The organism is Corynebacterium sp. ACRPF (assembly GCF_022347395.1).
GTDB lineage: Bacteria > Actinomycetota > Actinomycetes > Mycobacteriales > Mycobacteriaceae > Corynebacterium > Corynebacterium tuberculostearicum_D.
On record NZ_JAKRNB010000011.1, the window covers coordinates 62,586 to 75,010 of the forward strand.

Below are 12,425 nucleotides of genomic sequence, written 5' to 3' on the forward strand. Positions count from 1 at the left end.
ATCCTCTATGACTGATAAGACTGGCCGCGAGGCCGAACACGTGGAGAAGTCACCTGCGGGTGTAGTTGACCCGAAGGATGCCGCCGTGCCGGCAGAGCACCCCGCCCCAGCGGGTGCCCGCGGCCGCATCGTCCAGGCCTCTCCTCCCGCTCCGGTACCAGAAAAGCGCCCCACCCCAGCGGTGAAGGACACCACCGTTCCTCCTGAGGAGGATAAGTCCGCGCTCACTGGACGCAACGCGGACAATGAATCATCCAATCAGGATGTCATTCGCGCAACGGGCACGATGGCCATCGCGACGCTACTATCCCGCATCACTGGCTTCTTGCGCCAGATGCTCATCGGCGCCACGCTCGGCGCCACGGTGGGAACTGCGTTTAGTAGCGCCAACCAGATCCCCAACCTCGTCACCGAGATCGTTTTGGGTGCAGTGCTGACCTCTCTGGTTGTGCCCGTCCTCGTGCGCGCCGAAAAGGAAGACACGGACCGCGGCGAGACCTTTGTCCGGCGGCTATTTACCCTGGCCTTTTCCATCCTGGGCATAGTCACCATCGCCTCCGTGGTCCTCGCACCCTTCTTAACCAGGATGATGCTGCCGGAAGATTCCAAGGCCAATGCCGTGCAGGCAACTTCCTTGGCCTTCTTGCTGCTGCCGCAGATTCTTTTCTACGGCCTCTTCGCCCTTTTCCAGGCCGTCCTCAATACCAAGAATGTCTTTGGTCCGGGCGCCTGGGCACCGGTGATCAATAACTTCATCTCCATTGGCGTGCTGCTGGCTTATCGCTTCCTGCCCGGCCAACTAGACCCGCATGAGCCCACGCCGGTGGCCGATCCCCACGTCATGCTCTTGGGCTTGGGCACCACCACAGCGGTGATGGTGCAGTGCCTCATCCTATTGCCGTATCTCAAGAAGGCCGGCATTAATCTGCGCCCCAAATGGGGCCTGGATGCGCGCATCAAGCAATTCGGCGGCATGGCTTTGGCCATTATTACTTATGTGGCCATCTCCCAGCTGGGCTACGTGGTCACCTCCCGCGTGGCCGCCTATGCGGATGCCGGCGCACCGCTGGTCTATCAGAATGCCTGGCTCATGCTGCAGGTGCCTTATGGCGTTATCGGCGTGACGCTTCTGACGGCAATTATGCCTCGCCTGTCCCGCAACGCCGCCGACGGCGATGTAGATGCCGTGGTCCGCGATCTCACCCTGGGCTCCAAGCTGACTTTCATCGCGCTTATCCCCATCGTCATCTTCATGACCGGCTTCGGCGTTCCTATCGCCCGCGCCCTCTTCCAATACGGTGCCTACGGCGCCGAGAGCGCCGAGCAGCTCGGCCTGACCATCAGCTTCTCCGCTTTCACGCTTATCCCGTATGCCTTGGTGCTGCTGCACCTGCGCGTGTTCTATGCCCGCGAGGAAGCCTGGACGCCTACCTTCATCATCGCCGGCATCACGCTGACCAAGATCGTCCTCACGCTCTTGGCACCATTGATGACATCCAACCCGGACCGCGTGGTGATTCTGCTCGGTACGGCCAATGGCTTTGGCTTCGTCTCCGGCGCGGTAATTGGCGGCTTCCTGCTCAAGCGCAAGCTCGGCAGCCTCGGCGGCAAGGCCGTCACGCAGACCGTGCTGTGGGCTTCCGGTGCCGGCCTAGTGGGCTTGGTCGTCTCCTGGGTGCTGTACTGGGGCGTGAATTTCCTCCTCCCGGAGAATCTGCCGTCCATCGTCTCGCTGATCAAGGTCGCGGTGCTCGGCGTCATCTTCCTCATCGCCACCGGCCTGGTGCTGTCCAAATCCTCCTTGCCGGAGGTGCAGAACTTGGCCCGCGCCCTGCAGCGCATCCCGGGCATGTCCCGCTTCATCAAGGTCGATTCCTCGAAGGCCATCGAGCTGGAGGAGCCCGACGTGCCGGAAATCCGGCCGGTATTTACCCAGGACGCCTTCAATGCCACCCTGGTGCCGCCGCCGATGTCCGCGGGCATCGTCCGCGGCCCACGCCTAGTCCCGGGTGCCCCGGTATCGGATGGCCGCTTCCGCCTGCTGCAGGATCACGGTGCGGTCACCGGTGCGCAGTTCTGGCAGGCACGCGAACAGTCCACCGGTCGCCTGGTCGCCTTGACGTTCGTCGATACCAATAGCCTGGCGCCAATTGCGCCGTCGACGCCAGGAATCGCTGCCCGCCGCTCCGCAGAGATTTCGCGCAATACCCGCCGCCTTGCCGAGCTGGAGCTCGATACCGTGGCGGATAATATCCAGGTCCTGTCCTACCGCACCGGCTGCCTGGTGGTAGCGGATTGGTTTGAGGGCACCTCCCTTAAGCAGGTGGCTGAGGCCGATAACCTCGATCCCCATTCCGTGGCTCGTGCTACTGCGCCGCTTTTTGCTGATGCCGCCGCTGCCCACGACGCCGGCCTCACCCTCGGCGTGGAGCACCGCGACCGTTTCCGCGTCTCTACCGATGGCGTGGTCAAGGTTGCCTTCCCCGCCGTGCTGGACGGCACCTCCGCAGCCACCGACCGCGAAGCATTAAGCTCCGCCCTCGAGCTGCTGGTGGAGTCCACCGAACCTTCGCCGAAGAAGCTGCGCGATATTTCTGAGGACGCCAACCTCCCCGCGGACGAGGCCGCCCAGCGCGTCGAAGATGCGCACTACGCGCTCGATAGTGCTGATGAGGACAGCCGCGAGGAAAAGATGGAGGAGCTGCAAGAGGCACAGGCGCTAACCTTGGCCGGCATCGCCCAGCGCCTGCACGACTTTGCACCGCATGAACCAGAAGAAGCGCCTGAGGCCCTGCCGGTGAAGGCACAGGTAGAACCGGATCAAGAGGATGACCCGGCGCAAGAACCCGGCTTTGGCGGCCGCGGTTATTCCGGTTCCGGCGTCATCATTATCGGCATCTTCGCCACTATCTTCGTCGTAGCAATGGCCGCGCTCACCACCTGGATCATGTCCTTGCTCAGCAATGTGGAGGCATCCAACCCGGTCAGCGAGACCATTCACGGCAGCACGGATATTCCGGATACCCCGCCGGTGCGTCTCCAGCCTTCCTCTGCGGTTACCGTCCCCGATAACCAAGACGATGCAGCGCTTATCGATGGCAAAACGGCCACCACGTGGTCCACCGCCGAGGAGGACACCGGCGTCCTCGTCACTTTGGATACGCCAACGCACCTTGCGGTCCTGCCGGTGGTGCAGTCCAACTCCACTGGGGCGAGGTACGCGGTCTATGGCGTAAATCAGGACAGCTTCAATCCGGAGAACCCACAAGCTGGCTCCCTGCATCAACTGGCCAGGGGCAAGTTCGAAAGCGGCAAGGAAGATATCGAACTGGAGGAAACCACCGAGCAATTCGATGGGATCCTCTTCATGATCACCGAGCTGCCCAAGTCCGATAAGGCAACCATCGCAGATATTGAGCTCGTCGGACAGCCCTAGGCACAACCCACACGGCCGAATCGAGGACACGCCCCTCGATTCGGCCTTCTTTTTAAATCTTTTCCGCATTCACACTTCTCTGACCTGCACGTTCAAAAATTATTTACTTCACATGTTGACTATTTAGAAGTGGTACTTACACTGTGGGGCGTAACGCACACAACAGCCTTAGGAGTATTCATGGTGCTGTTGCAAAGTTGGGGCAGTAGAAAGACCGGCGTGAAATAATCAGAGCCATGGGCATCTTCTCCGGTCGTCATTTCCCCCGTGACATCATCCTGTGGGCGGTGCGGTGGTACTGCCGCTACGGGGTGAGCTACCGCGATTTGGAGGAAATGATGACCGAGCGGGGTGCGCCAGTCGATCACACCACGATCTACCGCTGGGTGCAGAAATACGCCCCTGAGCTGGATAAGCACACTCGCTGGTACCGGCAGGTACCCGACTGGCAGGCCCGGTCCTGGCGGGTGGATGAGACCTATATCCGGGTCGGCGGCACGTGGTGCTATCTCTACCGGGCTATTACCGCCGGTGGGCAGACCTTAGACTTCTACCTCTCACCAAAACGGAATGTGGCTGCGGCCAAGCGTTTCCTGGCCAAGACGCTGCGATCGAATACGACAGCCGGGTCCCCGCGGGTCATCAACACCGACAAGGCACCAGCTCTGGCCAAGGCAATATCCGAGCTGAAGGCGGAGGGAATCTGCCCTCAGACGGTGGAGCACCGGCAGGTGAAATACCTGAACAACGTTCTCGAGGGAGATCATGGCCGACTTAAAAGAATCCTGGGACCGAAGGGGGCGTTCAAAAACCGAATTTCCGCCTACCGGACGTTGAAAGGGATGGAAGCGATGCATTCATTACGGAAAGGTCAGGGCACGATGTTTGCTTATGGGCACCCCAATCCGGACGCGGTGATCGTCAACCGGGTCTTCGAGACGGCCTGAGAACGCCGGCACGCAGCGGCCATCAGGAAATGAGAAACTGGGTCGTCTCGGCTCTCCGCCCAACTTTGCAACAGCACCCAACGTAACGACCCTTGGACAGACGCCTTCAGGTGAGTGGAGTTTCCAAAGCAATCGTTACACTTGTAATTATGGAGTTTGCCTCTATTAAGGTGTGGTGCGTTGGAAGCTGATGTGTGGGCTCGGGGGTTAACCGAGGCCGAGACGGTCGATGACGTCCGCTTGAATCTTGCGAGAATTGGTGTTTTTTCAAAAACAGAACTCGTCAACATACCATTACTCAGTTTGACTACGCTCACTGAGCGCTATATTTCTGTTTCAGCTAAAGAGCAAGAGCAGACTGATGATATTTATCAGAATTTGCTCGTGAAGCAGACCGACGAGTTTGGCGAAGCGATAAAAAGATTGAGCGCGGATCCTTATTCTTTCGTGTTTTCAGTGCTCAACCAGCCCGACAGAGTTACGGGTGAGTTTGCGGCGGCGCTGCAGTTGAGGTCAACGAAACGTATTGGAAAGATGACTGCGCAGATTTGGGCCGGTATGTTTTGCCAAGCCGGGATAGAACACCTTCTCCATACTGGGGAAAACTGGAAAGCGCATCCTCTCGCCGCAGTCTTTGGGAGTTCCCCTAGGACTACTTACTTGCCTGTCCATAAGCACCGATGACCGTCTGGCTGTTCATCAACTACGTAGGTTGATTCTGAAATCTGAAGTGTCCCGGGTTTTGTTCTGTTTGAGTACACCCAAGCGCCACAATCTGCACCGTTCGCCATGGATTGCCCCAGCCTTTTGCTGTAGTTTCTACTGCTTCTACAGAAAGCAAACACGCTTTGAGCTCGTTCGAGTTACTGGAGCTTGAACCCTACGACGTCTACTTCGTCATCGGCAGCTAATCCGGGATAGTGAGTATCTAGCGCTTCCTGAAGCTCGGAAAGAGAGCCAAAACCGTCATTTCTAGCTTGCTTTTCCGACAATTCACTTCGCTGGGTAGAGACAACGGACGTAACCTGTGCCGGAATAGTGACGACCTCTCCGGATTCTTTCTCGAAGACAATTTGGGCACTTCCTTCATGGAAAGGATCATCTACCCGGATGGTTTGTTGCTTTTCTCCGCTACGAATTGATTCCTCGTAGCCTTCCCACATGTAGATGCGCTGCTCTTGTTCCATATCTCGCCAGTTAAATGCGAACGGTAAAAGCTCTTTCACAGCAGGTGCTTCAAGCCCATTGCTTCCGCGCACGATGCACCGAATGGACGGATCAACATCAAAAAGCACCTGGCGGCATTTACCGCAGGGAGGAATAACTTGACCAGTAGGTCCGTATACGGCGACTACTGCTTGGATTGGGTCCTCTGGATAACTAGCAGCATGGTTGGCTAAAGCCGAGACTTCCCCGCAAGGACCACCGAGGAAGTGGTGCGCGTTCAAACCGAGTACGTGTTTGCCTGATTTGGTAAGGAGTGCTGCGGCTACAGTGTGGTCTTCTCCGTCTTGAAAACGCTGTGCATGGGTGGTTGCTTTGGCTAGTAAATTTCGAAGTTCGTTGGTAATCACTCTTTAAGAGAGTGTCTGATGGTTTGTGTGTGGGTTCCCAACCTGCATGAGGAGATGGACCAGAATGACTACTGTGGCACGACGAGATCCGGCTGATAAAGCCAAGATTGATGCGATTGAAAAGAAGCTGCTTGCTAACCCTGAAATCGCGAAACTGATTGATGACCTAGGCACGTCCACAACGGATGCCAATGACCTGGTTCGCGGTATGTTGCAGGCCTCGATTACCAGGGGACTCAACGCTGAAATGGATGCCCATTTGGGCTACGAGTCTGGCGACAGGAGCGCTAAAGCTGCTGCTGGGACAGACAATCACCGCAACGGGTCGTATCCAAAGACCGTGGATTCTAACTACGGGCCAGTTACCGTTGATGTCCCGAGGGATCGGGCTGGCACATTCTTGCCGACTATGGTCCCTAAAGGTTCTAGGCGCTTGACTGATGTCGATGACATGATCGTCAGCTTGTATGCCGGTGGGATGACAATTAGGGATATCCAGCATCATATGGCAACTGCGATGCGTGTTGACGTTTCCCATGAGACGATTTCTGCGGTTACTGACGCCGTCTTGGATGAAGTCATGGTCTGGCAAAACCGCCAGCTAGACGAGTTCTACCCAGTCATTTTCCTGGACGCGCTGCGCATTAAAGTCCGCGACGGTGGCCGAGTAGTCAACAAGTCCGCGTACATGGCAATCGGCGTGGATCTCGACGGTATCAAGCACATTTTAGGATTGTGGATTGCCAAAGAAGAAGGCGCTTCATTTTGGGCGCAAGTATGCGCGAATCTTTCTAACCGTGGTGTCAAAGACGTCTTTATCGTCTGCTGTGACGGGCTGAAAGGCCTACCAGAAGCAGTCGAGGCAACCTGGCCGAACTCTATGGTGCAAACCTGTATCGTGCACCTGATTCGCGCAGCGAACCGGTGAGTAGCCTATGGGGATCGCCGGGGTGTATCGGCCGCGTTGAAAAAGATTTACACCGCCACGGACGAGTCCACAGCTAAGGCGGCCTTAGACGAATTTGAAGCCTCTGAATTGGGAGAAAAGTATCCACGCTCAGTCAAGGTCTGGCGAGGTGCATGGCAGCGTTTCGTACCGTTTTTGCAGTTCCCACCAGCAGCCAGAAAGGTTATCTATACGACGAACTCCATTGAATCATTCAACAATGAACTGCGTAAAGCTACCCGTAACAGGGTGCAGTTCACCAACGATGAATCAGCGCTGAAGACGCTGTGGCTGATGATCTGCAATATTGAAGACAAACGCGCTGCCAAGAGGGCGAAGCAGGGCAAACGAGTCTCAGCGACAGCCGGCAGACTCATGGAAGGAGCCAGAGTTTCCGGCTGGAAACAAGCCATTAACCAAATGGCCGTGGCCTACCCCGACCGCTTCGACAAATACCTATAAACCTAGCCCCACACACAAACAACTTGACACGCTCCTCTTTAAGGGTAATAAATGCTAACGCGCTTGATCTATGCGAAGACAGAGATCGGGAACACCCCCCGGATCATTTTCAGACAGGGACGAAAATAAGCCATACCGAAGCCAGCGACTAGTTCCACTGCCACAAGGCAGAAGGAACGCAGATAAACATAGCCTGCCCCAGCATGGGGCTAGGAGTACGAATCCTGGGCTCCTTCAAGCGGAACTGCCAACAACGTAATGGGATTAGGCTGGGATCTGGCGCGGGTCAGGAGGCGCAGCAGGAGAGTTTGGAGACGTCGGTGGTGAAGGACTGTGCGGCGATTTTGATCCCTTCGGCCATGGTCAGGTATGGGCACCAGAGGTTCGCGACCTGGTCAACGGTCATGCCGGCCTCGAGGATGTAGACTCCGGCGGCGGCCAGGTCACCGGCCTCCTTGCCGACGGCGGTGATCCCCACAATCCGTCCGGTGTCGGCGTCGGCGACGATTTTGATGAAGCCGCGGGTGTCCCGGTTCACCAGTGCCCGGGGAACGTATTCCAGGGGCAGGACCCGGCATTCACACCGGATGCCCGCCTCGTTGGCTTCCTTGTCGGTCATGCCGACCGCGGCCAGTGTCGGGCTGGTGAACGTCACGCGGGGCAGGTGCCGGTAGTCGACCTCGCGCCCGGCGTTGTTGAAGGCGTTCTCCACCATCAGGGTTCCGTGGGCGGACGCGACGTAGACGAATTCTCGGTGCCCGGTCACATCCCCTGCGGCCCAGATCCTGGGGTTGGAGCTGGCGAGTGTGCTCTCGACCAGGATCTGGCCGGTGTCGCCGGTTTTGACGCCGACGGCGTCCAGGTTCAGTCCGTCGGTGACGGCGCGTCGGCCGGTGGCTACCAGCAGCTTTGCGGCGCGGAATTCCTCCTGGCCCCCGGCGACCGTGGCGGTGACAAGGACCTCTGCGCCGGCGGGATCTGTGCGGACCGAAGTTACGGCTGCGCGGCGGACCACGCGGATGCCCTCGTCGGCGAAGACGCCCATCAGCGCACGGGAGGCTTCCGGTTCCTCGTGCGAGGCAAGCCTGGAGCGGACCAGCAAGGTCACTTTGGATCCGAGGCGGGCAAAAAGCTGCGCCTGCTCCAGGGCCACGTACCCGCCGCCGAAGACGATCAGGGACTCGGGCACCTCGTTCAGTTCCATAGCGGTGGTCGAGGTCAGGTAGTTGACTTCATCCAGTCCCGGCACCGGGGGTGCCCACGGGGTCGAACCGGTCGCGACCAGATAATGGGCGGCGGTCAGGGAGTCGCGGGTGCCGTCGGGTCCGGTGATTTCCAGGACCGGTTCCTCCGGGGTGCCGGCGAACACCGCGGTGCCCTGGCGCAGGTCCCATCCGTAGTCGGCGGCCAGATCCACGTATTTATCCGAGCGCATTCCCTCGACCAGGGAGCGTTTCCCGTCTATCAGTACACCCATGTCCACCGGGGCGGCGGAAGTGCTGATCCCGGGGAACCTTCCGGTCGCATCCACAGCGACATGCCGGGCTTCGGCGGCGGCCAGCAGGGCTTTGGAGGGAACGCACCCGGTGTTCACACAGGTCCCGCCCACCGTGGAGCGTTCGATCATCACGACCCGATTGCCCAGCTTGGTGGCCCGGATGGCGGCGGCGAAGGCGCCGCCTCCGGAACCGATCACGGCTAAATCAAAATCTGGTGCTGCCTCAGGCATTAGTCCTCCATGGAGTCTCGAATGAACACCCCGGGGGCGTTCCTTTTTGCATGCTGTCCCCAGTCTGCACCTTCCCCTGCACGGGAAGGTCAAGAACGGGAGCGAAGAGATCGGTGTTGCTACGGAAGTGTTGTGTCAAGAAATGCCTTCAGGGCATCGGCCTTCATGGGCCGGGAATCGGCCCGGCCCAGGATGTCACCGTCAGGTGCGATGACGACGGTACTGTCCAGGGATGTGACCGCGTACTTTTGGGTGAGTTCCCCGGTCCGGTCGACAACGAAGGGGTATCCGGGTGTGCCGGCCAGTTCGCGGAACTGGTCCACTTGGGTTTTTGTGGTCTCCGGCGTCACGTCCACGGCGACGAAGTCTGCCTTATCGGCATATTCCTGTTCCAGTTCCTTCATCGCTTCTGCCTGCGGAACGCAGGTATAGCACCAGCTCGCCATGAAATACAGCACTGTCGGGCGGGTGGAAGGGACGGTGAGGGCCTTGCCGTCCACAGATGTGATCTCGATCCTGTCCACGTTGTTTGCGCCCGCTGGCCCGGCGGCGGGAGCGGTTTCGCTCCCGCGGTTCAACGCAGTGAGGGCCAGGACCAGGATGAGGGCCGCGGCCGCTACGACGGCAGTAATGGTGAAGATCCGCCGGTGGTTTCTGGTCGTTGTCATGGGTTTCCTTTCTGGTTGGTGCGCCCTGGCGCCGTGTCGGGAAGAAGATGTTCCGGGCCGCAGCACGCTTCGGTGCTGTCGCTGCTCTCAGCCCCATCCGTGATTGCGCTGTTGTCCTGTGCCTTGCTTTTACTGCGGCGCCGCAGGGCCAGGGCCGCGGCGGCGAGGACGGCGGCCACCGCGGTGAGGGTGATGATGGGCCAGTTGCCCGAGATGAAACCGGACAGCGCCACGCTGGCTTCGGTGACCGTCCCGCCCATGATCTCCCCGGCCTGCCCGCCGGACAGGGCCGGAACCCAGTAGAGCAACAGGTAGATCCCTGCGAGGATAAGCGCGGCTCCGCCGAGACGATTAACAAACGGCAGGATCCTTCGGACGTGGCGTGCCAGGACGTCCCGCGCTACCGCTGCACCGAGGGACAGAAGGACCAGCACCACCGAGGAGCCCAGGGCGTAGGCGGCGAAGACCGCCAGCAGTCCGGCCAGGCTCCCGGTGGACACAGCCTGGGCGACAACAGCCAGCAGCAGGGCCAGGCTGCAAGAGAGCGCAGCCACCGCATAGGCCACCCCGTAGCCAAAGACCGCCCTGAGGCCCGAACTGGTCCCGTCCGTCTTCAGAATCCGGGGCAGGTTCAACCTCGCCCCGGGCAGCTGCCATCCGAACACCATGCCAAGGCCGGCAACCACAATAACCGCTCCGATCAGCGCCGCCGCCCAGGGAAGCGCCGACGCCACCGACCGCAGGCCTACAGCGGCGAGCAGGCCGGCCGTAACAAAGACAGTGGCGAAACCGGCGCTGAGGGCAACCCCGGCCTGAAGACCTGCAAGCAACGGCCGCTTCCGTCCCGCACCGGGGCCGGAACCAATGAAGTACGCCAGATAGGTTGGCAGCATCGCAAACCCGCATGGATTCACCGTGGCAAGCATTCCGGTCAGAAAGGCCAGACCCAAAACACCCGTCATCCCTGTGACCCCGCATCCTCAGAAGCACCGGCCCGGGACTGCCCGGACCGCTCCTGCTCCGACGATGAATGAGGTGTTGGAGTAGAACCCGCGGACAGGCTGGCCCCCGGGCGGGAACGGGCGCAACAATCCGTCCCCGGGCTGCCCCGACGCTGCGCCCGCAGGAGCAGGGCCCCCGCGGCAAGGGCTGCGGCGGCAATGAACCAGAGGTTGCCGGCCATTGCGCCGGCCGCGGCGAAAACACCGGCTGCAGCCGTCAGAACGGGTACCCCGCAGCACACGAGCGCCACCATCACAACACCAAGGGAGGACAGCAGAGTGCCTGCCGCAAGCACCAGGCCAGAGCGCTCCCGGCCTTTCACTTTTATTGACATGATCATCCCTTCATATGTCCGGCTCGTGCCCGGGACCCCGACAGGGGACCCCAACACGAAACCGGACGGCCAGTAGTACGTCACACCCCATCATCAACCTTCCACTAAGGGGGAAGGTCAAGCTGGCGACGGGACCTGTTGGTTTGCGGGTGCCGATGCGGAACGTTCCAGTACGATGGAAGAGTCATATGCGATTTTTTGGAACGAGATGAGGACCCGAAATGCGAATCGGTGAAGTTGCTGATGCTGCCGGTATAACAACCAAGACGATCAGGTTCTATGAGGACCGGGGCCTGCTCCCACCGGCTGAGCGCTCGGCCAACGGCTATCGTGACTACGCCCACGACACCCTCAGCCGCCTCGAATTCATTCGCCGCAGCCAAATCGCCGGGCTGACCCTGGCGCAGATCCAGGGCATTCTGCGGATCCGCGATAGCGGTTTGACGCCTTGCACCCACGTACGGGATGTCCTGGGGAAACAGTTGCAGGACCTGGACCGGAAAATCGCGGAGCTCACCGCGCTCCGGGTGACCGTGGCCGAACAATATGCAACCGCCGAGGTGGCCGACCCTCAGCGCTGCGATGCTGAACAAATCTGCAGTTACATCTGAGCCCGCCGCAGGCTAAGGGGCTTCACTGAGCCGGCTCCCGCCGCGGCCAGTGCCGTCCGCAGTTACGCAGCACCCGGCTCCACGGCACGGAAGACCTCCGTGCCCGCGGCGTCCAGGATTACAGCGGTGCTTACCTGGTTTATCCGGTAGGCGGTGATGAGCCGCGTATCGGTATCAGAGGCAAAGGCCAGGGATGACGCCCCATTTCCGGCCAGGAATTCCCTGATTTCATCGGCCGTCTCGTAGGACGCGATGTCCACCGCGACATAGTTCACGGCAGCAGGAGAGCTTCGCTGGACCTTGGCAAGCACCCGGGCTCCCGGCTCGAAGGTCAAGCCCCATGGTGATGCCGTGGCCCGGCGAGTGAGCGAGGTCAGGCCGGTTGGCGGCGGCTTTCGGTGGGAATGATCTGGGGTAGGAACCGGACGTAGAGGATCGTGCTCTGATTCTTATCCTCTCCGAGACAGATAACACTTGTAAAAGTTGATTACACCCTATTGTTACGCCGCTTTGGAGCAGAATGTTTCCTGTAAATATGGCCGTTCCTAGCATTGTTTTACACGCGTCTAGTGGGGTCTAGGCCTTATGTTTACAGAAAGTGGTGAGTGTGGTGTTATCGCCTGACGGTTTCCATAGGTTGCATCCCTCAGTGTGGTGTGACGCTTGCTGATGGTCACTGACATCTTGCGCCACTTGAAGAGTGTGAGACGGCAAAA

At 59.6% G+C, this 12,425-nt stretch carries 9 protein-coding genes and 1 pseudogene; 5 read left to right on the plus strand and 5 right to left on the minus strand.

Going from position 1 to position 12,425, the window contains the following annotated elements:
- The first annotated feature begins 7 nt into the window (after positions 1 to 7).
- The 3 genes from murJ (at position 8) to MHX61_RS06700 (ending at position 5,067) form a co-directional block, all read left to right on the plus strand.
- Positions 8 to 3,436 (plus strand): murein biosynthesis integral membrane protein MurJ, encoded by a 3,429-nt coding sequence (murJ, locus tag MHX61_RS06690; RefSeq protein WP_239193704.1) that lies wholly within the window; start codon positions 8 to 10, stop codon positions 3,434 to 3,436.
- Positions 3,437 to 3,672: 236 nt separating this feature from the next.
- Positions 3,673 to 4,383, plus strand: a complete 711-nt coding sequence (locus tag MHX61_RS06695; protein ID WP_049361038.1) for an IS6 family transposase — start codon at positions 3,673 to 3,675, stop codon at positions 4,381 to 4,383.
- Between the two features lie 180 nt (positions 4,384 to 4,563).
- Positions 4,564 to 5,067 (plus strand): hypothetical protein, encoded by a 504-nt coding sequence (locus tag MHX61_RS06700; RefSeq protein WP_239193706.1) that lies wholly within the window; start codon positions 4,564 to 4,566, stop codon positions 5,065 to 5,067.
- A gap of 179 nt (positions 5,068 to 5,246) precedes the next feature.
- Here MHX61_RS06700 and MHX61_RS11385 read toward each other — a convergent pair whose 3' ends face one another.
- On the minus strand, positions 5,247 to 5,957 hold the full coding sequence (locus MHX61_RS11385) for an ASCH domain-containing protein (protein WP_239193708.1): 711 nt from the start codon (positions 5,955 to 5,957) through the stop codon (positions 5,247 to 5,249).
- A gap of 64 nt (positions 5,958 to 6,021) precedes the next feature.
- On the opposite strand from MHX61_RS11385, the pseudogene MHX61_RS06710 reads away from it, so the two are divergent.
- Positions 6,022 to 7,365, plus strand: a pseudogene (locus MHX61_RS06710) (IS256 family transposase).
- Between the two features lie 286 nt (positions 7,366 to 7,651).
- On the opposite strand, the gene merA reads toward MHX61_RS06710, so the two are convergent.
- The 3 genes from merA to MHX61_RS06725 form a co-directional block, all read right to left on the minus strand.
- A complete protein-coding gene (gene merA / locus MHX61_RS06715; protein WP_014309781.1) occupies positions 7,652 to 9,094 on the minus strand; it encodes a mercury(II) reductase in 1,443 nt (480 codons plus the stop codon).
- A 119-nt stretch (positions 9,095 to 9,213) separates the two neighbouring features.
- On the minus strand, positions 9,214 to 9,762 hold the full coding sequence (locus MHX61_RS06720) for a TlpA disulfide reductase family protein (protein ID WP_239193709.1): 549 nt from the start codon (positions 9,760 to 9,762) through the stop codon (positions 9,214 to 9,216).
- Positions 9,759 to 10,724: a cytochrome c biogenesis CcdA family protein gene (locus MHX61_RS06725; RefSeq protein WP_005532162.1), complete on the minus strand. Its 966-nt coding sequence runs from the start codon at positions 10,722 to 10,724 to the stop codon at positions 9,759 to 9,761. The genes MHX61_RS06720 and MHX61_RS06725 overlap by 4 nt, the downstream gene beginning before the upstream one ends.
- 601 nt (positions 10,725 to 11,325) lie before the next feature.
- On the opposite strand from MHX61_RS06725, the gene MHX61_RS06730 reads away from it, so the two are divergent.
- Positions 11,326 to 11,709, plus strand: coding sequence for a heavy metal-responsive transcriptional regulator (locus MHX61_RS06730; protein WP_370505896.1), 384 nt, complete (start codon positions 11,326 to 11,328; stop codon positions 11,707 to 11,709).
- A 62-nt stretch (positions 11,710 to 11,771) separates the two neighbouring features.
- On the opposite strand, the gene MHX61_RS06735 is transcribed toward MHX61_RS06730, so the two are convergent.
- Positions 11,772 to 12,044, minus strand: a complete 273-nt coding sequence (locus MHX61_RS06735) for an alkyl hydroperoxide reductase (protein ID WP_034973367.1) — start codon at positions 12,042 to 12,044, stop codon at positions 11,772 to 11,774.
- Positions 12,045 to 12,425: the final 381 nt, after the last annotated feature.

Bases quoted from the DNA above. Each gene is read 5' to 3' on its own strand.
- MHX61_RS06695 (WP_049361038.1), top strand. From the start codon at position 3,673: ATGGGCATCTTCTCCGGTCGTCATTTCCCCCGTGACATCATCCTGTGG.
- murJ (WP_239193704.1), top strand. From the start codon at position 8: ATGACTGATAAGACTGGCCGCGAGGCCGAACACGTGGAGAAGTCACCT.
- merA (WP_014309781.1), bottom strand. From the start codon at position 9,094: ATGCCTGAGGCAGCACCAGATTTTGATTTAGCCGTGATCGGTTCCGGA.
- MHX61_RS06725 (WP_005532162.1), bottom strand. From the start codon at position 10,724: ATGACGGGTGTTTTGGGTCTGGCCTTTCTGACCGGAATGCTTGCCACG.
- MHX61_RS06720 (WP_239193709.1), bottom strand. From the start codon at position 9,762: ATGACAACGACCAGAAACCACCGGCGGATCTTCACCATTACTGCCGTC.